This window comes from Lacticaseibacillus thailandensis DSM 22698 = JCM 13996, assembly GCF_001436135.1.
Lineage (GTDB): Bacteria > Bacillota > Bacilli > Lactobacillales > Lactobacillaceae > Lacticaseibacillus > Lacticaseibacillus thailandensis.
In genome coordinates this window covers 337,242-357,473 of sequence record NZ_AYZK01000002.1, presented here as the reverse complement: position 1 = coordinate 357,473, position 20,232 = coordinate 337,242, and the positions used below count along the sequence as shown (strand labels likewise).

The window sequence follows — 20,232 nt, the reverse complement described above, 5'->3', positions numbered from 1 at the left end:
ATATTATGTTTTTGCTGTTTCTTTTAATTGCGATTGTTTCTTGTATTCTTAGTTTTTTAAGCTTCCACACGAGGCTAAATCCGATAAGCATCTATTTTATTATTTGGGTGTTCTGCCTTCTTTTAATCGAATTAAAGGTGATTGAGTTTAACACTCTTAGTGAACAGACATGGATATTAATTAATGCATACTCTTTAGTGTATACTCTTTCCTTTTTGATGGGCTCGTCGTTGGTTTCAAAGAAAGTCTCTCAGTCGGTTTACAGTAGCAACGGTAATGCTTTGTTCTTAAAACAGTTTGACGAGGCCGCACTAAAAAAATATCTGAATAGGACAATCTTTTTTTGTACAGCAATTTCGTGGTTATCGATTATTCCTTCGGTTGTTAAGCTAGTTGGGTCATATGGCTTGAATCTGGTTGCGAACAGCAATCAAATTTACGAGGATTCAATCAGTAATCTTGCAGGATCAAATGCAGGTGGCCTAAGTTTAGAAAATTTTGTCTTTGTAGCAATAGTTTTCGCCGGTGTTTACGTGCGAAAGTTTGGCATGTCATTTTCAGTTTCAATGGCATTAATGACTGCGATGTTAGGCCAGCTTACAAGTGGTTCTAGAGGGGGGTTGTTTGTACAAGTCGCTTTGTTGGTAGGCCCATGGATTTTGATTCCTAAAGGCAAAACGAAGGGAAAAGATCAATCTAACATTGGTGTTAGGGTTGCTGTAGTACTTGCGCTGGCGTTTCTCCTAATCATTACATATTTAAGAAAGAGCTCTCTAATAGACCTGCCTTATGCAACCCCTAACCTAAAAAAGCTTGGCGGTTTTTCGTCCCTAGTATATAATATATCCTTTTATTTCACTTCCCCCATTGCCACGTTGAACGAATTCCTGAAATCACCAGTTCACACGTACTGGGGGGCTTCGACATTTCGTCCGTTTTACCTGCTTTTAAATAGTTTGGGTGTGACAACGTATAATGTTGATTTCTACAATATATTTCTCTTTTATTCGCCACTTCCGGCGAACGTGGTTTCATATATTGGTGAGCTAATCCTTGATTTTGGAACTTTTGGTGGTGGAGTGGCAACGTTTATTTTCGGAGCTATTTTTGGTGTTTCGTATAGGAAAAGTAGAAGTAACTATTCGTCATTAACTTGGCTTGTAGTAATGGATATATGTTTTGCGCTAATGGTGTTATCATTTTTTGCATGGTTTCTCCGGCCAGCATATTTATGGTTTTCACTAATTGTTGGAGTGTTTATTTCCGCCCTTGCAGGTGTACTAATTAAGCATAAGAAAATATGGTAATCAAATGCTGAAACTATTAAAAAACTTTTCATATACTGTTTCGTCTAATTTATTGAATTTTATAGTCATTGCTCTTGTGACCTTAATTATTCCTAAAGTCATTGGAGTTAAGGAGTATGGCTTCTGGCAACTGTACATTTTCTATACTAATTATGTTGGTGTACTACATTTTGGCTGGATTGATGGAATGTATTTAAAGTATGGTGGACTGGACTATGATGAATTAGATAGCAGCTACTTTAAAAGTCAGTTTTCTTACTTCATAGTATTTGAATCACTTGTTACAGTGCTTATTGCAGCATTCGGTCTGATAGTTGATAGTGGTAATAATCAGTTTGTTGTCGTGTCGGTGGGTCTGTACCTACTTTTTTACAATGGAAGACAATTTTTTTTGTATATATTACAAGACACAGATCGGATTCGGGAATATGCGTTTAATTTAATACTGGATAGGGTTGTGTATGTTGTTTGGATTGTAATTTGCCTAGCTGTAGGAGTTAGGAGCTTTAAATTACTAGTTGTTGGGGATGTTATTTCTAAGATTATCACGCTATTTATAGCTATCTATAGTTGCAGAACCATTTTCAGAGGTAAAATTCAACGTTTATCCGTGACGATTAAGGAGATTTATCAGAATGTCAATGTGGGTATAAAACTCTTAGTTGCAAATTTTGCTAGTCTCTTGATTGTTGGCATTGTGAGATTTGGGATCAAGTCTACCTGGGGAGTTACCGTCTTTGGGAAGGTTTCGTTGACTCTCAGTATTTCTAATGCAATGATGCTATTTGTTACGGCAATCAGTCTAGTGCTTTTTCCCACATTGCGGAGAATTAATAAATCACTTCTGCCTGGCCTTTATGATAATTTTAGACAGATACTAATTCTAATGTTATTTGCATGTATGTTCCTGTATTTCCCTTTAAATTTCCTAATCACACGCTGGCTGCCTAATTATCAAGACTCCTTGAAATATCTTTCATTTCTTTTCCCGATGTTTATCTATGAAGGCAAGTTTGAGCTAATGGTTAACACATTTATGAAAACTTTGAGAATGGAAAGAAAGTTACTCCTTGTTAATCTTACCGCCCTTGCCACAAGTGTATGCGTGACTGCTGTCAACGTTTTCTTTGTTAAAAACTTGAACATTATTATGCTTAGTATAATTTTGATTTTATGGTTTAGAAGCAATTTAGGAGAAATTGTAATTAGCTCTAGACTGAGCTTAAATGTTTTACGGAGTATAGGTGTGGAGACATTATTTGTTGCCATTTTTATCTGTGTCACATGGTTCCTGAGTGGCCTATACGCTTTCGCGATATTTGCGGTCATGTTTATTGTTTATGGCTTTACCCTTAGGGGGCGTATTCATGATAGCTTTGATTACGTAATGAATAATTTGCATGCATAGGTTTTACTATTTGTAGGTTTTTAGTTCAGAAGTGTCATTTGCTGAGAGTAAGGGAGGATTGTTTTATGAAGGGTATTGTTTTGGCTGGGGGATCTGGAACACGCTTATATCCCATTACAAAGGCGACAAGTAAGCAATTAGTTCCAATCTACGATAAACCAATGGTGTATTATCCGTTATCTGCGTTGATGCTTGCGGGTATTAAACAGTTTTTGATTATTTCGACGCCTGAGTTTTTGCCTCAGTTTGAGGAACTTTTCGGTGATGGTCACAATTTAGGCTTGGACATTCAATACAAGGTACAGGCTGAGCCAAATGGGTTGGCTGAAGCGTTCATTCTTGGTGCTGATTTCATTGGCGGTGATTCCGTGGCACTAGTACTTGGTGATAACGTCTTTTATGGTGCAGGCCTATCAAAACTGTTACAAGATGCGGCTTCCCAAGACAAGGGGGCTACGGTATTTGGGTATCAGGTTACCGATCCAGAACGTTTTGGTGTAGTCGAGTTTGATGAACATCAGCACGCCGTTTCAATTGTTGAGAAGCCAAAGCATCCACGGAGCAACTATGCTGTTACTGGACTCTATTTCTACGATAACAGCGTGGTCGATATTGCTAAGAACATTAAACCGTCACCGCGAGGGGAACTTGAAATTACTGATGTGAATGAAGAGTACTTACGTCGTGGCCAGTTGGATGTGCAAGTAATGGGGCGTGGTTACGCTTGGTTGGATACGGGTACGCATGATTCGTTACTCGCGGCCTCCAGCTTTGTAGCTACAATTGAGAAGCAGCAAAATCTCAAAGTGGCTTGCCTCGAAGAAATTGCTTACCGTATGGGTTATATTGATCTTCAGCAGTTGGAAAAACTGGCCCAGCCACTGAAGAAGAATGATTATGGCCAGTATTTGTTGCGTTTGGTCAAGGAGGAGAGTAAGTAATGGCTTTGAAAGTAATTCCTACAAAGTTAACTGATGTTAAGTTGGTTGAGACGGATGTATTTGGTGATAATCGTGGCTTCTTTACTGAGACGTATACGCGTCCCAAGTTCCAAGAAGCGGGTATTACCAACGATTTCAATCAGGACAACCAGTCTCTATCTGCAGAGGCCGGGGTGCTACGGGGGATGCACTACCAGATGGCGCCGTATGCTCAGACTAAGTTAGTTCGGGTCGTCACCGGTGTGGTTGAAGACGTTTTAGTTGATATTCGTAAGGGCTCACCTACATATGGCCAATGGGAGGGCTACATTCTGAGTGAGTTTAACCACCGCCAGTTGTTGGTACCGAAGGGCTTTGCCCACGGGTTCATTACGCTGACGCCCAATGTTAACTTTGCCTACAAGGTTGAGGGTTACTACGCGCCTAAAGCAGATCGCGGTATTGCGTTCGATGACCCTGATATTGGTATTGATTGGCCAATGTCTACTGCGCATTTGATTATGTCGGAAAAAGATCAGCACCATCCACAGTTGAAGGATGCCGAGAACAATTTCGTTTACGGGGAGATTTAACAATGAAAATTATGGTTACTGGTGGTGCCGGGTTCATTGGTTCCAACTTTGTGCATTACGTCGTTGATAATCATCCAGATGTAGACATCGTTGTTCTTGATAAGCTTACTTACGCAGGTAACAAGGCCAACATTGCCGACGTGCTTGGCGACCACGTGAAACTGGTGGTTGGCGATATTTGTGACGCTGAACTCGTAGATAAGTTGATGCCAGAAGTTGACGCGGTGGTGCACTACGCCGCAGAGAGTCACAATGACAACTCCTTGAAGGACCCATCACCCTTTATTCAGACCAACATTGTTGGCACGTACACTTTGATTCAGTCAGCTCGCAAGTACAACAAGCGCTTCCATCACGTGTCAACTGATGAGGTTTATGGCGACTTGCCATTACGCGAAGACTTGCCTGGTCACGGCGAGGGCGTGGGCGAAAAGTTTACGCCAGATAGTCCGTACCGCCCGTCTAGCCCATACTCTTCCAGCAAGGCTTCTAGTGACTTGCTAGTTCGTGCGTGGGTGCGCTCATTTGGGTTACGGGCTACTATCTCCAACTGTTCCAACAACTATGGCCCTTACCAACACATTGAAAAGTTCATTCCGCGGCAGATTACCAACATCCTGAGTGGCATTAAGCCGAAGCTGTACGGTACCGGTAAGAACGTCCGCGACTGGATTCACACGAATGATCATTCAGCTGCCGTTTGGAAGATTTTGACTGAGGGTAAGATTGGTGAAACTTACCTAATTGGTGCTAATGGTGAGAAGGACAACAAGACCGTCCTGGAAGGCATCCTGCGGTTGATGGGTAAGCCGGAAGACTGGTATGACCAAGTTAAGGATCGTCCGGGTCACGACTTGCGGTACGCAATTGATGCCACAAAGCTACGCACTGAGTTGGGCTGGGAACCTAAGTACACTAATTTTGAAGATGGTTTGAAGCACACTATTGAGTGGTATACCAACCATGAAGATTGGTGGAAGGACGAAAAAGCTGCTGTCGAGGCCAAGTACAAGGCCAACGGTCAGTAATTGCGGATAGCAAAATAGCGAGGCTGCTGGGGCTTCGCTTTTGTTTAGAGTTGCAATCAAAGGGGATACACAAATGAAAATTTTGATTACTGGGGCAAATGGTCAGTTAGGTACTGAATTGCGTCACTTGTTGGATAGCCGTGGCATCGAATATCGTGGTACTGATGTTAAGGATTTGGATATCACGGATGCCGATGCCGTTGATAAATATGTTCAGGACTTCCAGCCAGATGTAATTTATCACTGTGCTGCATACACGGCTGTGGATAAGGCTGAGGATGAAGGCAAGGCACTTAACCAGAAGATTAACGTCAATGGCACTGAAAATCTGGCTAAGGCCGCAGCTGCGGTAGACGCTACCATCGTTTATATTAGTACTGATTACGTTTTTAATGGCGACAAGCAGGAAATTTATAAAGTTGACGACCAGCCAGCCCCACGTAACGAATACGGGCGCACCAAGTATGAAGGTGAATTGGCAGTTCAAAAGTACGCCAAGAAGTATTACATCATCCGAACTTCATGGGTCTTTGGTGAATACGGTCACAACTTTGTTTACACTATGCTTGACCTCGCCAAGACACATGATCATTTAACGGTGGTTGATGATCAGTATGGCCGCCCATCATGGACCAAGACATTGGCTGAGTTCATGACATTTGCCATCGATAAGAAGTTGGACTATGGTATTTACCACTTGTCTGAGGACAACAGTTGCAACTGGTACGAATTTGCCAGCGCTATCTTGGCTGATAAGAACGTAACTGTTTCCCCAGTTTCTTCTGCTGAGTACCCACAAAAGGCATGGCGCCCACGCCACTCTATTCTTGATTTGAGTAAGACCAAGGCTACCGGGTTCAAGATTCCTACCTGGCAGGATGCGCTGAAGGAATTTTTAGCGATTGTAGATAAGTAGAGTTTTGACGCTCAGCCTAAAAAAGGCATATTACGGGTTTCCACCAAACGCTGTTGGTTTCATCATTCTGGAATTACTAAGGTTCTCCGCTTTGGAGGACCTTTTTTTGTTCTCCATCAAGCGCTGTTGTTTTAATATTTTCGAATTTATGAGGTTTTCCATTTTTGAAAATCTTTTTGTTATCTGGGCGACTAGTTGGTAAATACGATTGAAGAAGTTTTGTTGGTTCTTAAAGCCAGAACAATTACGTTTCAAGGGTTTGATTAGGCGGTTCTCACCCTCAATTGGGCCATTACTATGGGGACCGAACGAAACTAATTTGTGCATGTTGCCATTAATGTAAATAAACGACATCATATGACCAGTGGAACGAAACTCGTCGAAACTCGGATTATGGGGTAGGTGTCGCGCAGGGGGGGTAGTATACTGCCGCCGTGAGGAGCCGTTGGAATGATGAAGCCGAGATGTTAATAATGTCGGCGATGACAGTTAATGGTAGTCGCTTCTACGCTAGTTTAATGATGCGTTCCACGTAACCCACTTGGGTTCAACTAAGGCGGGTGGTCATGGTAGTTAGTGCACCACCAGCGCTGTTTTTTAAGCGCTATGATCGTTAGCGTTTCAGCCGCTCTGGGGACCTTAACCTGCGTTAATTCGTAGCCATAGCGTTGGAGAGTCGCAAACTGGTAATTCGGACACCGGCTGAGCGGGTGAGATGGTTCACAATAAATAACGTGGGCTTGGCGGGTAACGCCCCGAGAGGAGCCTTTTTCGTCACTTACTGCGGTGACTTTGATGTTAGTATCTGTTATTCCTAGAATAGACAGCGTAAAAATGTTTTTGGACATTGGGACATTGATCGATACCTCGCTTGTTGTTTGGTCGTATAAGAGCATAGCATGGGTAGCGGTAGCCTTTTTATTTTGCTAAAAGTGTCATTAAAAATAGGGCCTACACTTGCTGCGTTGGTAGAAACTAACAGCAGAAAGTGTAGCCCTTTTTTAATGAGATTATTCCACAGTTTTGGACATTAGGTGTAAGTACCCAATAACAGACCGACTGTGACCGTGGTGTTAGCATCAATGTCCCCATATTCTTCAATAACATCAACATCGGCTGTTAACGTATCCTAAAATGGTAGCTTTTAGTGTCTTGGGTATTGTATTCATGACTCTGAAACGTACACGCTAAGGATGACCAACATCGTCTGTACAATGTGGCAATGGTCAACAACAACCTTGGAGCTAATTTGTTGAGGGTAAATAAGACGATGCCACCCTGTGTGTTCCACGGCGGAAATTGCTTAGGTGATTGTGGATGTGATGGGAGGCCATGAAGGTAAAATAACTTCAAGTATATGATTGCCAACTTAGATGAAGCACATCTTGTCAGACTCCTTTAACTCTTTTAATACCAGTCGGTTAAATAACTATGCGCCTGGATAAGTGGACTTTGAATTTTGGCAAAAATGTCGCTGAAAACAGGGGATTTACGCTATGTGCATTGTTAAGGGCCAACGATAAAAGTGTAACTACTTTAACGGTTAGGCGCGCTTCTTTAGTGGTAAAATAGTTCATTGTGCAAATCCGGGAAAGGTGTCTTGAAGATGGGTTCAGTGTTTAGACGATGATTCGTTAGATTTTCTTGAGGATAGAGTTGAGTACCTGTAGCCATAATTTTTTTGCTATTGCGATTGATGGAAGTAGGTTGCTATGGAGCTTATTAATAAGAATAATTGATAGTAATTTGCGAGTGTTTTCTCAATGAGGTAAATGGTATGACTGGAGTAACTGGTAGTTCTTGGGATTTTAGAGGTTTTAAAAAAAGTGGGATACATTCGCTTGGAAAATACCCTGCGACTATGGTTGCGGAAATGCAGTTTAAGCTACTTAAAGAGTGGACAACAGGAACCAATCAGGTTGTGTTGGATCCGTTTATGGGATCAGGTACTTCGTTAGTTGAAGCGCAAAGGTTAGGATTTGATGCCATAGGAATCGATATTAATCCGTATGCCGTCCTTTTGTCGCAAGTCAAGACACATAATTATGGCGATGTAAACTGGCATGCATTGAAGGCACGCCTGTCAGAAAGACTTTTTTTTAATCATGGTAGCATAGAAAACTGGCATTTTTCAAACATCGATAAATGGTTCAGACCAGATATTATTAGGTCTCTTACAAAGGTAAGAAATGCTATTCTTCATGAAGATGACATATGGATTAGACGTTATCTATGGATATGCATGTCAGAGGTTATTTATTACCATTCAAATGACAGAACTTCTACATTTAAAATGCATGTTAAACCCAACTCACAAATTAAGAATATAAAGGACGATGTAATTGAAACATTTTTAGAAATAGTTTTTTCGAAGAAGAGTTACTTACCTGTAACCCAACAACAAAGTGTGCGAATAGTTTCTGGTGATGCAAAAAAAGCTTGCGAATCACTTGCCACGAATAGTATTGATGTGATTTGCACTTCACCACCGTATGGAGAGAATGCAACAACTGTCACCTACGGACAATTTTCAATTTTATTTCTCAAGTGGATTGATGAGCGGGATATTAGCGGGGATGAAAAACTACTTGATAATTTTTCGGCCATTGATAGTTTCAGTCTTGGGGGTAAGAATGCAGAATTGGAGCCAATAGACATACGTGTAGTTGAAGAATTTGTAAATTCAATTGCAATTCGTAAACAGCAAAAGGTAAGACGATTTCTTTCTGATTACTTGATAATTATTAAGCAGCTGTCCCGAGTCCTTAAGCGTGGTGGAGTTGCATTATTTACTGTTGGGAACAGAAGAGTTGATGGGGTTCAGCAACCCTTAGATCTAATCACTGTTCAAATGTTTAAAAAGTATAGTGTCCAGCTAATTGATGAAGAAAAACGGCATATCCTTTCAAAAAAGATGCCGGTCCGTCTGTCCTCAGATAGCAAAGGTACCCCAGTAAAATCGATGAATGAAGAAAGTATACTTATTTTTAAGAAGGTATGATTATGGCGCAAATCCGTGTGGCAGGTAAGATAATTAGGGAAATCTCCGAACAGATCCCAAATGGGCAACTAGCGATGACCAAGCTAATTAAGAATGCTTACGAGGCAAATGCAAACTCGATCAAAATTAGTATTAATACTGTTGGCTCCGATATTATCATCCGCGATGATGGCAGTGGAATGAATGACAACGAGATAGGTTCTTTGCTTAACCTAAGTCACAGTGATAAAATCTTTGGTTCCAAAGTCAATGGTAGGTATGTGTCTGGAGAAAAAGGACTTGGATTTTTCTCTGCTTTTAAATTTGGGAGAATGATTAGCGTTGATACTTCTGATCCTGACGATAGTAGTATTAAACGTTCATTTAAACTTGACATGGCTGAAATTGGGAAGACTAGCGATGTATCAAATCTCGATGTTCCAGTTGAAAAATCCACAAATAATAAGGGCAAAGGGACAATCATTCGGATTACTAGGCTAAATGTTGATGCCGTTAAATTGTTTTGCAAATCCCTTTCTCAGGCAGGTTTCTCTTCTCGATTAACAAATATTATTGACGACACCAGTTTTAGTATAAATATCTTGGTTGACGGTGTGCATGTTGCAGATGATTATATAGAAAATGACAAATTTAAACAGGCCAGGATTGCAACCATTAGTCTGCTGGGACCAGATGAGGTTGATACTACTGGCGCCGTTTTGGTTTGTGTTGGCCACGAAAAGTCCAAAATACAAATTCCTCAAAATATTGGGCGTATTTTAAATACTAAGCACCTTAAATTATGGGCTGAGATTAGTGTCTATAGGCTGCAAGGACTTGGTATAGATTATGCTCCGAAAATATATTTATTCGATGATCATAAATTACATCCGCTGGTGTATATAAACGATTCATTGTTTGAGGGCGAAGGTCTTTATAATGTTGAAGTTAACGCCAGTGGCAAGACTAACAGGGTGTTTAGACAGCAGACGGGTAAGATTAGTTTATATTTAGATAAGCCAGATATATTGAGTTTTAATGCTGACAGAACTAGAATTATCGATTCAACGAGACTCCGTGAATTAAAGGCGCTGCTTGATTTTATTTCTAGTGAGGGCCAGTCAGAGGTTCGTAGATTGATTGATTTACAATCTAAGTCTCACGAATCATCCCAAACGGTGCATGGTGATGCTACTGGCGTGGACGGTCCTCATCATAATGAAAAGGCAGATGGCAGTCATCTTCAGACGGAGGGTGAAGGTGCAACTGTGGGTGGTAAAACAGAGCCCGGAAGGAGAGAAAATGGAGCGACGGCTAAACTGTTGTTAGATACGGTTGAGGTCGGTCAGCCATACGAATTTGATAAGCTTATTGAGTTGAAGGACTCCCAGGGTGGGCAGTCAGTTAAGCCTTCAGAGGTGTCTTTTCAACCTTCAGATCGAACCGTTTACCTTGATTCCGATAAAGAAACGGTTGTGTTTACCCACTATGGTGAAGTAACTATAACATTCGATTATTGGGACAAAATCACCCAAAAGAAAAGTCATTTTTGTGACTCAGTGACCGTTAAGAGACCTAAGCGGCTGCATCATAAAAAGAACGACGTGTGGGTGTACCCGCTTCTGGATACAGATATTCTTGACGGAGATGTTGAATCATATATTATAGATTTTACTAATCAAGTCAACTTAATAGCTAATGACGACAAATTAGACCTTGTATTTGTTTCTTCACTGAGGACATTTGCCGAACTAATGATTAGGTCAATTGCAAAAACTGAAAGTGCAAATAAAGATGGTCTTAAAGAAACTTATAATGCTGTAATGGGAGACGCCAACTTCAATAAAGCTTTAAAGCGTTCGGGTATTTGTAATAAGAGCGTGAAGGCATTACAAACGATACATCGTCTTGTCAAAGAACAGAAGTTTGTACCAATAATTGATTTTCTTAATTTGGCCACACATAACGCGACTAAGCTGGTTACAGCAAAGGATGTCAGAGATAAGAGCATCTATTTCAAATTCTTATTAACTTATACTTATATTGCTAATATGGGAAATAAACACAAGTAAGATTTTCAGCAGGCTTCACTAAATGATCGTAGGCAGTTTGAGAATAGGCACCTTATTTCTAGGTGTAGGCGATTCTGAAACGTTTCTATTAGGCGCTACACGCGCCCTTTAGCTTGGAGTATGCTAGTTACCGCTAGTTCTGTGGCTAACTTTTTGCATGTATAGCCAAACTTCGTGAGGGGATTCTCAGTTGAGGGGGAATCCTCTTTTTTGATGCAGGCAATAATTGAACACAGTGCACCGATCAGCCAAGATCTTGGCGGGTGACTCGTAGTCGCGGAAAATTTGGACCATGATGCTGTAGTAGCCGCGGAGGGTTTCCTCTTGGGCAAAGGTCGCACCGACCACACAACCGCTACTGTCATCAGTGGCGATGGAGTAGTTTGCCTTACGCTTGCCATACTAATGCTTCTTAGATGCGACGCGTCCATTTGCACTAGCACGCCGGGATACTTGACCCTTGGTTGCGAAGGATGGGCCTTGGGCGACAAGATCAGATTAAGTCGTGATAACCATCGCAGTGAGGTCATACTAATTTGGTATTTGTTCGTCACGCACTAGGAACTCATGAAAATGTTTGATGTCAAGGCCTGTGTCCTTAGTGGTGTAAAGCCAGATGATCTGTTGCTGACAGATTGTTTGCCGGTTCCCTGCGGGGCGTTACCATGGACAAAACCGGCTTTGCCTTGACGCTAGTACACATTGACTAACCGATTTATCTGGCGTCGACTCAGGTCGAGGGTGATGCTTGCTCGTTGCTTAGCTGGTTTGCCTCGAACAACGTTTCTGATCGTCCGATACTTCGTTGCTTCTGTTTTCGTAAGACATACCTGCTTCATTGTAACCTCTTACTGATCAGTAAGAGGTTACCTATGTCTGGACATTTTGCCTTGGCCTTTGCCTGAGACAATATCACTGGCATTTCACAAGCACTTTCTTTTCGGTGTAAGTGCCCTTGACAGGATAACTACTAATAGTAAGAATCAGCTCAGTCGCCTAGAAAGATGGTTCCACGATTGATAAATAAGGTGCACCACCTTCAGGTAACCCACAGCTAAATTTCAACCAATCATTAGATTGATTATCCAACAATTGTAGGGAGCTTCAAGTGAAGATGAGGACTTCTGTGCATTTTGTAAAGGTCACTATTGTTTATGTTGGTGTACGCGTCAACGGCAAAATTGTCTACAGATGTTTCTTGACAACTATATTCATTACCGTGATACTGTATCCATGGGCTTGTTAGACATTTTGAATAAGCCAAAATATGATCCTTGTATTTAGAAATTTTGGCTGGTGTGATAATAAATGAAACTTTACCATGGGACAACAAAAAAGGGCCTATTAGGAATTAAAAAGACTAATAAAATTAAATCAAGTGGTATTGAGATGCCTGAGACAATGGATGTGCTGTTAGACAGAACTAATGCAGCCATGAATAGTCTTGACTATCTACCAAAGTCAGCTGGAACCAGTCAGCCCGCTGCACTTGGAGTTGGGATTTATGCGTTTGCGAGTAAACATCAGGCATGCAGCTTCACCAGCGAGCACTATGTTGTTACAATTGATATTGGTGATGGCGTTGATGTTTATGACCTAGACAATTCCGATTCTATCCGTAATCTTGCGCTCAGTCTTCTTTCTGGTGATGTAGCTGATGCCATAAAAAATAAAATTTTCGACGGTGAAATGATACGTCAGTATCGTACTATATGTGTACAGTTCGCAGATTACTTGGTTGATCTGGCAGATTCCAGTGCGGATTTGGAGGACTATCCATATATTTTCGCCTACTCATTATGGATTATCCAGCAGTTTTCAAACGAAAACATTCAGGTAGTAGCCAGAACGTTTGGTAATGAACCTAAATATTTTTGTATACAGGATGATTCAGTAATTCAAAGCATTGCAGTTTAGGGAGGATCAAATTATGCGGCTAGAAACACTTACGGTTGAAGAATTTAACCGTTATTTGCAAAAGTCTGATTTTCACCCAACCGCTGAGTATGAGACTGAATTCAGAAAGCGTGTCTTTCGGAAGCTTATGACAAGTATGGTTAATGCTGCCTTCAAAAAGTTTTTCGAAAAATCAACCATTAAGCTCGATGTAACAATTGGCGATACTAAAGTGTCTGATAAAAATGAAGCAACATTAAATTTTAAAATTGAGACTAATGAACCTAGAAATGATTATAGTGACCACTTTCATGAAATTGACGTAAGCAAAACGTCTAAAATCACGAGTAATACTTCTCTTGATTTTGATCGTGCTGCATAGGTGAAGCGATGACAAAAGAAAATACTCCAATTATCAAGCTGAAAGGATATCGCATTGAAGATCTTCAATACTCCACTGATGCGGTAAAGTTGAAAGCTGCTCCGCGCGGCTTCCATATTGAGCCGACCATCGGAACCAATGAGTCACTTAATGTTGGACGTGTAACGCTTGATGTATCTCTAAAAGTAGAATCAGACTCAAACCAAGCTGATTCACGCCTTGTAAGGGTAAAGGTCAATGCTTTTTTTGACATTTCGGAAGAACTTACTAATAAAGATGACATTGGACGAGCCTTGGCCGTAAATGGAACTGCCATCCTCTTTCCATACGTGCGTGGCATCATTTCAATGGTGACTGGGTTGGATTCAGCACATACAATCCTACTGCCGACCATCAACACACAGGAAATGTTTGGAACTCCTCGGAATTCCAGTGACGATTAAAGTTAGTGTAGCCCAACAAGTTTAATTCAAGCTCATCCCCATATTTAAAGATGGGCGATCGTTGATATTTTAAAGGGTTCCGTCAAACTATAGTGGTTTCAATGTTTTTAAGGGTATCTGTCAAGCACTGTGGGTTTCAATACTTTCAAATTACGGATCTTCGTCAAATCGTATTGGTGATACTCTGTTGATAACACATTCACTCCGGTGAATGTGTTTTTTCCTCATGAATCAGCCGAATGCGGATAAACATGTTGTACTGATTTCGGAAACCAAAGCAGTTACGTTTCAGCGTCTTGATTTTTCGGTTGAGGACTTCAAGCAGACCGTTTGAATAGGAGTAGCGGCAGCTATTTAGCACTGCATTTTTGTTTTTTCTCAGCTTAGCGATGGTGGTGTCCATGGCGTTGCCACAATTCTTATAGATCTTCAGTAAATGGGCCAGTTTGGCTCCTGACTTGTTTTTTAGGGCTGTCATGATGGTTTGATATATTTCGTAGGCAGCTCGGAAGCGTGGGGCATGATCGAGACCGAGATTAACCGCGGCCTGCGGGACAATCCATTCGTTTAACCCCCGTAAATATCGGCTCTTGGCTCGTTCTAGTTCGTCTTCGTTGAGGTGAAATGAGCGCCACTGAGATTTTAGAACTCGATAGCGACGACTATGTTGGTCGATTTCTTGATGGAGCAGCCGTAGGCGCTCCTGATCAAGTGCCCTAGCCGCCAGTTGCACGATGTGAAAACGATCGATGATGAGTTCAGCGTTGGGAAACAAACGGTGAATGAACTGGACATACTGCGCGTTCATATCAATCGTGACGGTTTGTACTGTTCGTCTTTCTTGTAGTGAGTACCGCGCCTCAAAATAGTCGATAATGTCACGGCTTAGCCTCGTCGGTAAAGTAGTGATGAGCTGATGGCTCTCAGCGTCGCAACAGTCAAACGACATGCGATGACCGCAGGTACGAATCTCATCAAAGCAAAGATTAGGTGGTAAATGTTTGACCCGATACGTGAGATGCACGTTTTTATTTAAGACCCGTTGGACGTTACTAGCCGAGATACCTACAATTCGGGCAATCGTTGTGGTCGGTATCAGTTCTTTGGCCAAACGGATCACTTGATGAATAACCTGATGACTGAAGGTTTAATTAAACTTGACCAGCGTAGTCTGGGCACCACAGGTCGCCCCACAGTGATGACATAGATAGCGTTGACGTTTGAGATGAAGTTCATAACAACCGCCGGCTAAAGTACCTAGGCGTACTTTAGAGAGATGAGTACCGTTCTTGATCAACGCCTTAAAGCCACACTGAGGACAACGTTTAAGGGGATAGGATAGCGTCGCTTTGATCACATGGATCTTTCTTCCTTTCACTCGCTTTGGCTGGTTAATAGTGATTTCTGAGAGATGTGGGTCTGTCAATTCGAACAAGCTTAGGATAAAATCGTTTTGGGACATCATATTTTCTCTTCTCGATTAGGTTTAGGCGCTTAAATCGTAGCATGAGGGGACAGTGATGTCCTTTTGATTTTCCAAAATTAAAAAAATGGCATTGGCTTTCACCAATACCAGAAAGTGTAGACTCGTTTTTTTGTCGAGTTCTGTTGGTTTTAGCATTTTGTAATTGCCACGACTCTCCACTTTGGAGGGCATTTTGTTATCTAGGCGATCAGTTGATAGATGCGGTTGAAGAAGTTAATTTGGTCTTTAAAGCTAAAGCAGTTACGTTTTAGGGACCTGATTAGTCAGTTTTTTTCCCCCGCAATGGGCCATTACTTCTGGGGCTAGCAGCAGACATTGGCATACCCTGATTTTTTTGTTTCCGGGTGGTCATGCGAGTATCTAACGAAGTACTCATAGAGCAATATGTGTTAAGGACAGACCAAAGGGTCACGGTGTTGCCCAATATCAGGGCATTACGTAGCCTGAGATACGTTTCGTAAAAGGTTTGTAGCTATGGCTTATTGTCAAAGACAATGTCAAGTGTGTTCTGTTCAGTCATATATTCGTTGAGTCCGAAGGAGGAGTCAACATGACGGGTGTGAGGATCAGCCTTGTGGAACAAGCGCCCTTTCGATTTGAACATCTTGTATTGCCAAATATAGTGATTATCAAGCTGCGTAAGAGCGGCAATACGGGTTTTATCAGGTGTTCGTCCGAGCAATTGCACGATGTGGAAGCGTTCAACGATGATACGGCCATTCAGAAAATAAAGTGTTTGCAAGCTGCATTCGTGCTCAGGATGATGTTCGGGACTACCTGCCATTCATCAATGCTGTGATGAATAATGAAAAATTTCTTAATTGTGCGCTTAAAGTCGTCAAATGGTAGTGAAACTAGTTTGTGTGTGCCATCATCAATACAAATGAACGATCAACATAGTGTCGTTATAATAAAACTAGTTGAAACGAAGATTACGCGTTCGCGTAATCCATTGTCTGGGGTATTTTGCGACATTGGGACAGTTGTTTGGTGGCAGTTGACGCACCGTAGCGCTGTTTTCTGAGATCCAATAAGGTTGATATGTCAGTGCCACTTTGGCTACGGCTATGGGTCAAGGTGTAGCCCTATATTGTTGTAGACTTTCAAACCCACAATTGGGACGGGATGAGTGGATAAGAATGTAGACAGGAGATGACATGAACCTGGTGATCAGTACCGTGGATGACGCTTTTTGCATCATTTACCGTGAGTATGCGGATATATTAGTATCTGGTATTCCTAGGATGGACAGTGTAAGAATGTTTCGGGGTACTGATTGAATGTTGTTGGTTTGGTCGTTTATAGCGTCGCATGGATAGTGCCTCCTTCATTTTGCCAAAATTGTCACCAGAAATGTGTTCTACACTCGCTTCGCATCGATGGAAGTCAAAAGCAAAGTGTAGAACCGTTTTTCTACAGTTTGTTAGTTTAAGCTGACGTAAGTGGTTCCTGGTTTGCTCTTGGCAAATAACCTTGATAACTTGGCAAATGGTCGCGTACGTATTAAATTTTCAGTCCTCCAAATTACTTCGTTAGTAAAGATTTGCATATCGTGAATAGCTCACTCTTTGAATGTATTCAGTCATATTTGTAATTTAATAGTACAAACGGGCGTTTGATGGTCCAATCCAGGAAAATCTCGGTCCCGCTTTCATCCGCACCAAATCAACAAGAGCAGATACGCAAATTTCATTGTCTTCCTCAACGATAGGAATTACTCTTGTCTACGTAAAGTTATTATTATTAACTTTTTTCCTGAAGGAGGAAGATTATGATGAATGAACGCAATGGTGCCAAAAAGCTCTATAAGGCCCACAAAGTATGGTTTGCAGCTGGGGTTGCAGCCATCGGGTTGTTTTCTGCTGGTGCTTTAGGTAGTAACTCGGTTTCTGCTGCCACAACTGGTACGGAGCCAACTACTACCCAGGTAAAGGCAGGGAGTACAGCTACTGTCACGCAAACAAAGGCCGACAGTGCCTCCGCATCAGCTCAGTCCGCAGCTGATCAGGCTAACAGTAGCTTCAACGATTTCCAGCAGCAGCAGGAAACCAAAGCCAATGAAGCCGCAGCGGAGAAGAACAACACTCGTTTTGGTGGTGCGACGGTTTCTGACCCGTCCATGAAGACGAACACGTCGTTCAACGATTTCCAGCAGCAANCTACTGTCACGCAAACAAAGGCCGACAGTGCCTCCGCATCAGCTCAGTCCGCAGCTGATCAGGCTAACAGTAGCTTCAACGATTTCCAGCAGCAGCAGGAAACCAAAGCCAATGAAGCCGCAGCGGAGAAGAACAACACTCGTTTTGGTGGTGCGACGGTTTCTGACCCGTCCATGAAGACGAACACGTCGTTCAACGATTTCCAGCAGCAACAGGAAACCAAGGCTAACGAAGCCGCAGCGGAAAAGAACAACACTCGTTTTGGTGGTGCGACGGTTTCTGACCCATCAATCAAGACGAATACGTCCTTCAGCGATTTCCAGCTGCAGCAGGAAACCAAGGCTAACGAAGCCGCAGCGGAGAAGAACAACACTCGTTTTGGTGGTGCGACCGTCTCCGACCCATCCGTGAAGACGAACACGTCGTTCAACGACTACAAGCAGCAGGAAGACCAGAACCTGGCCGACAAAGTTGCTGGTGAAAAGGCTGGTTCCCAGTACGGTGAAACGGGTGCAACTTTGCCAAGCTTGGACGGTAAGTCCGACGCTTACAAGAACGCATTCTCTGAAGGCTTCACTAAGGGTGCTGCCGAGCACGCCAAGGCTTTGGCCGCTCCAGCATTGGCCCAGCAGCGTGCTGACGAAGCCAACCAGACCTTCAACGACTACAAGCAGCAGGAAGACCAGAACCTAGCTGACAAAGTTGCCGGTGAAAAGGCTGGTTACCAGTACGGTGAAACCGGCGCAACTTTGCCAAGCCTAGAAGGCAAGTCTGAAGCGTACAAGAACGCCTTCTCTGAAGGCTTCACCAAGGGCGCTGCAGTGCACGAAGAAGCTTTGGCTGCTCCTGGCTTGGCCCAGCAGCGTGCTGATGAAGCTAACGAGACGTTCAACGACTTCAAGAAGCAAGAAGATCAGGACCTGGCTGATAAAGTTGCCAGTGAAAAGGCTGGCTACTAGTATGGTGAAACCGGCGCGGTATTGCCAAGCCTGGACGGTAAGTCCGAGGCGTACAAGAACGCCTTTTCTGAAGGCTTCACGGCCGGTGCTACGGAGCACTTTAAGGCCTTAGCTGCTGAACAGCAGGCCAAGAAGAACGCCGACACGGCTAGCGAGACGTTCAACGAATTTAGGAAGCAGGAAGACCAGGCGCTGGCGGACAAGTTCGCCACTACTGAGACTTCGACTACTACTGCGAATGGTGCACAGAAGACTACTGGTGCGCAGAAGGCAACGACTGACACCAACAAGACCACGGGTACAGCTGCCAAGACCACGACCCCAGAGCCAAAGGCATTGGCCACTAAGACCACTGCTGCTGACACCAAGGCTGCCGCAACTACGGCCGCTCCAATGAGCCGCATGGCCCAGAAGGCCGCCGCTAAGGCATACCCAAGCACGGGTGACGACAACAATGTCGTTGCTTCTGCGCTCGGTGTGGTTGCCGTCATGGGTGCCCTGTTCGGTTTTGCCGGCACTTCCTTGAAGAAGCGGGCATAAAGTTAATAATAATGGTTCGGCTCGGCGGGCACTATGCCCGTTGAGATGATTAGTCCCCACGATCTGGGAAACTGGATCGGGGGGGACTTTTTGGATATTCTTATCCACCAGTTTACGCGATTAGGGAAACTACGCATATGTCATTCAGTAATTATTTACGATATAATGACGGGGGTGTAAATCATGTAAAAATGCCATTGGTCGTTTTTTAAATGCTACAGTGACGGGATTTGTTTAGTGTGTTCCCCGCGTACTTGTGTTCCCCGCGTATGCGGGGGTAATCCCATGTCACAAACAGCGCACACTACATTACACACGTGTTCCCCGCGTATGCGGGGGTAATCCCATGGGGTCGAAAATCGAGCAGGTCGGTGGTAAGTGTTCCCCGCATATGCGGGGGGGGGGTAGTTCTTTGTAGGGCTAAAATTAGGAATGCTGCTATTGTTCCGTGGCTGTGAACTGGAGGACCCAGAAAGATGCATGTGCACACAGATACCAGCGTGATAGAAAATTACATGTCTTCTCCCTAAGTGCGAAGGCAACTTACTTCGTCCAACTGGTTTTTCAATGATTACAGAGTTAACCATGGCTGGATATAAAAGATACCACTCGATGTTGATTGACCTCAGGCAGAAAGAAACCTTCCGGAATTTTCCTACTATTAGCGGAAATTAAAAAAAGCGCGCTAATTTATTTAGCACGTGATCTGCTGAATTTTACTTTAGGGGCTACCTACCGTGGAGAAATCACGATACTGTGATGGTGGGTGTTGCTTTAGTTGAGGAGCTATTTAGGAACGTTCAGACCTTAATGAAGTGCAATAGAAAAGTTAGACAATTTAGATTTTGAATTAAGCAATCATGGCTTGTTCCCGATACTCAACCGGGGTCAAGCCATTTTTGTTTCTAGAGACCCTGACATTGTTGAACCAGTCAACGTAACCGTTCACCAGCTTTCTCAAGTTAGTCAGGTCATCGATGCGATAGCGGTTCAAGCATTCACGCTTCATCAGGCTAAAGAAGCTTTCAATAGGTGCGTTGTTATGGCAGTTGCCTTTGCGCGACATACTTTGAACGATCCCCCATGTCCTTCAGGTGTTGCTTTGATCATTGCCTTATTGGGTGATGAACTGACGATAGTGGC

At 42.9% G+C, this 20,232-nt stretch carries 16 protein-coding genes and 2 pseudogenes; 14 read left to right on the top strand and 4 right to left on the bottom strand.

Annotated features, from left to right (window positions below; genetic code table 11):
* Window positions 1-5 precede the first annotated feature (5 nt).
* From FD19_RS05220 to rfbD, 6 genes are all read left to right on the top strand, one after another.
* Window positions 6-1,307: an O-antigen polymerase gene (locus FD19_RS05220; RefSeq protein WP_056969283.1), complete on the top strand. Its 1,302-nt coding sequence runs from the start codon at window positions 6-8 to the stop codon at window positions 1,305-1,307.
* Between the two features lie 4 nt (window positions 1,308-1,311).
* Window positions 1,312-2,715 carry an MATE family efflux transporter gene (locus FD19_RS05215; protein WP_056969282.1) on the top strand — a complete coding sequence of 468 codons (1,404 nt, stop codon included), beginning with the start codon at window positions 1,312-1,314 and terminating at the stop codon, window positions 2,713-2,715.
* Between the two features lie 65 nt (window positions 2,716-2,780).
* Entirely contained in the window at window positions 2,781-3,656 is an 876-nt protein-coding gene (gene rfbA / locus FD19_RS05210; RefSeq protein ID WP_054750980.1) for a glucose-1-phosphate thymidylyltransferase RfbA, read from the top strand.
* Window positions 3,656-4,228, top strand: coding sequence for a dTDP-4-dehydrorhamnose 3,5-epimerase (gene rfbC / locus FD19_RS05205; RefSeq protein ID WP_054750981.1), 573 nt, complete (start codon window positions 3,656-3,658; stop codon window positions 4,226-4,228). The genes rfbA and rfbC overlap by 1 nt, the downstream gene beginning before the upstream one ends.
* Window positions 4,229-4,230: 2 nt before the next feature.
* Window positions 4,231-5,256, top strand: coding sequence for a dTDP-glucose 4,6-dehydratase (rfbB, locus tag FD19_RS05200; protein WP_056969281.1), 1,026 nt, complete (start codon window positions 4,231-4,233; stop codon window positions 5,254-5,256).
* A gap of 73 nt (window positions 5,257-5,329) precedes the next feature.
* A complete protein-coding gene (gene rfbD, locus FD19_RS05195; protein ID WP_054750982.1) occupies window positions 5,330-6,172 on the top strand; it encodes a dTDP-4-dehydrorhamnose reductase in 843 nt (280 codons plus the stop codon).
* Between the two features lie 186 nt (window positions 6,173-6,358).
* On the opposite strand, the pseudogene FD19_RS09790 reads toward rfbD, so the two are convergent.
* Window positions 6,359-6,475: pseudogene (locus tag FD19_RS09790) on the bottom strand (transposase); the annotation flags it as partial.
* A 1,474-nt stretch (window positions 6,476-7,949) separates the two neighbouring features.
* On the opposite strand from FD19_RS09790, the gene FD19_RS05185 reads away from it, so the two are divergent.
* From FD19_RS05185 to FD19_RS05165, 5 genes are all read left to right on the top strand, one after another.
* Window positions 7,950-9,173 (top strand): DNA methyltransferase, encoded by a 1,224-nt coding sequence (locus FD19_RS05185; protein WP_056969279.1) that lies wholly within the window; start codon window positions 7,950-7,952, stop codon window positions 9,171-9,173.
* A 2-nt stretch (window positions 9,174-9,175) separates the two neighbouring features.
* Window positions 9,176-11,224 carry an ATP-binding protein gene (locus tag FD19_RS05180; protein WP_056969278.1) on the top strand — a complete coding sequence of 683 codons (2,049 nt, stop codon included), beginning with the start codon at window positions 9,176-9,178 and terminating at the stop codon, window positions 11,222-11,224.
* 1,308 nt (window positions 11,225-12,532) lie between these two features.
* Window positions 12,533-13,141: a hypothetical protein gene (locus tag FD19_RS05175; protein WP_056969277.1), complete on the top strand. Its 609-nt coding sequence runs from the start codon at window positions 12,533-12,535 to the stop codon at window positions 13,139-13,141.
* A 13-nt stretch (window positions 13,142-13,154) separates the two neighbouring features.
* Window positions 13,155-13,502: a hypothetical protein gene (locus FD19_RS05170; RefSeq protein ID WP_054750987.1), complete on the top strand. Its 348-nt coding sequence runs from the start codon at window positions 13,155-13,157 to the stop codon at window positions 13,500-13,502.
* An 8-nt stretch (window positions 13,503-13,510) separates the two neighbouring features.
* Window positions 13,511-13,945 (top strand): protein-export chaperone SecB, encoded by a 435-nt coding sequence (locus tag FD19_RS05165; protein ID WP_056969276.1) that lies wholly within the window; start codon window positions 13,511-13,513, stop codon window positions 13,943-13,945.
* Window positions 13,946-14,144: 199 nt separating this feature from the next.
* Here FD19_RS05165 and FD19_RS05160 read toward each other — a convergent pair whose 3' ends face one another.
* Both FD19_RS05160 and FD19_RS10055 read right to left on the bottom strand, forming a co-directional pair.
* Complete coding sequence (locus FD19_RS05160; protein ID WP_082619508.1) at window positions 14,145-15,074, bottom strand: ISL3 family transposase; 930 nt, start codon at window positions 15,072-15,074, stop codon at window positions 14,145-14,147.
* 18 nt (window positions 15,075-15,092) lie between these two features.
* Window positions 15,093-15,407 carry a transposase family protein gene (locus FD19_RS10055; RefSeq protein WP_162259462.1) on the bottom strand — a complete coding sequence of 105 codons (315 nt, stop codon included), beginning with the start codon at window positions 15,405-15,407 and terminating at the stop codon, window positions 15,093-15,095.
* 574 nt (window positions 15,408-15,981) lie between these two features.
* Here FD19_RS10055 and FD19_RS05155 point away from each other — a divergent pair.
* The 3 genes and pseudogenes from FD19_RS05155 (at window position 15,982) to FD19_RS05145 (ending at window position 19,089) form a co-directional block, all read left to right on the top strand.
* Complete coding sequence (locus FD19_RS05155; protein WP_054750990.1) at window positions 15,982-16,230, top strand: hypothetical protein; 249 nt, start codon at window positions 15,982-15,984, stop codon at window positions 16,228-16,230.
* Window positions 16,231-17,202: 972 nt separating this feature from the next.
* A pseudogene (locus tag FD19_RS10050) lies at window positions 17,203-17,589 on the top strand (hypothetical protein); the annotation flags it as partial.
* A gap of 981 nt (window positions 17,590-18,570) precedes the next feature.
* Window positions 18,571-19,089: an LPXTG cell wall anchor domain-containing protein gene (locus FD19_RS05145; RefSeq protein WP_056969273.1), complete on the top strand. Its 519-nt coding sequence runs from the start codon at window positions 18,571-18,573 to the stop codon at window positions 19,087-19,089.
* An 850-nt stretch (window positions 19,090-19,939) separates the two neighbouring features.
* On the opposite strand, the gene FD19_RS09715 is transcribed toward FD19_RS05145, so the two are convergent.
* The gene (locus FD19_RS09715; RefSeq protein WP_268872337.1) at window positions 19,940-20,167 is read right to left on the bottom strand and encodes an IS3 family transposase; all 228 of its coding nucleotides are present in this window, start codon (window positions 20,165-20,167) and stop codon (window positions 19,940-19,942) included.
* Window positions 20,168-20,232 lie beyond the last annotated feature (65 nt).

Excerpts from the sequence above, each read along its gene's own strand:
- rfbB (WP_056969281.1), top strand. The coding sequence starts at position 4,231 with ATGAAAATTATGGTTACTGGTGGTGCCGGGTTCATTGGTTCCAACTTT.
- rfbA (WP_054750980.1), top strand. The coding sequence starts at position 2,781 with ATGAAGGGTATTGTTTTGGCTGGGGGATCTGGAACACGCTTATATCCC.
- FD19_RS05175 (WP_056969277.1), top strand. The coding sequence starts at position 12,533 with ATGAAACTTTACCATGGGACAACAAAAAAGGGCCTATTAGGAATTAAA.
- FD19_RS05180 (WP_056969278.1), top strand. The coding sequence starts at position 9,176 with ATGGCGCAAATCCGTGTGGCAGGTAAGATAATTAGGGAAATCTCCGAA.
- rfbD (WP_054750982.1), top strand. The coding sequence starts at position 5,330 with ATGAAAATTTTGATTACTGGGGCAAATGGTCAGTTAGGTACTGAATTG.
- FD19_RS05170 (WP_054750987.1), top strand. The coding sequence starts at position 13,155 with ATGCGGCTAGAAACACTTACGGTTGAAGAATTTAACCGTTATTTGCAA.
- FD19_RS05155 (WP_054750990.1), top strand. The coding sequence starts at position 15,982 with ATGACGGGTGTGAGGATCAGCCTTGTGGAACAAGCGCCCTTTCGATTT.
- FD19_RS05215 (WP_056969282.1), top strand. The coding sequence starts at position 1,312 with ATGCTGAAACTATTAAAAAACTTTTCATATACTGTTTCGTCTAATTTA.
- FD19_RS10055 (WP_162259462.1), bottom strand. The coding sequence starts at position 15,407 with ATGTCCCAAAACGATTTTATCCTAAGCTTGTTCGAATTGACAGACCCA.
- FD19_RS05185 (WP_056969279.1), top strand. The coding sequence starts at position 7,950 with ATGACTGGAGTAACTGGTAGTTCTTGGGATTTTAGAGGTTTTAAAAAA.
- rfbC (WP_054750981.1), top strand. The coding sequence starts at position 3,656 with ATGGCTTTGAAAGTAATTCCTACAAAGTTAACTGATGTTAAGTTGGTT.
- FD19_RS05220 (WP_056969283.1), top strand. The coding sequence starts at position 6 with ATGTTTTTGCTGTTTCTTTTAATTGCGATTGTTTCTTGTATTCTTAGT.
- FD19_RS05165 (WP_056969276.1), top strand. The coding sequence starts at position 13,511 with ATGACAAAAGAAAATACTCCAATTATCAAGCTGAAAGGATATCGCATT.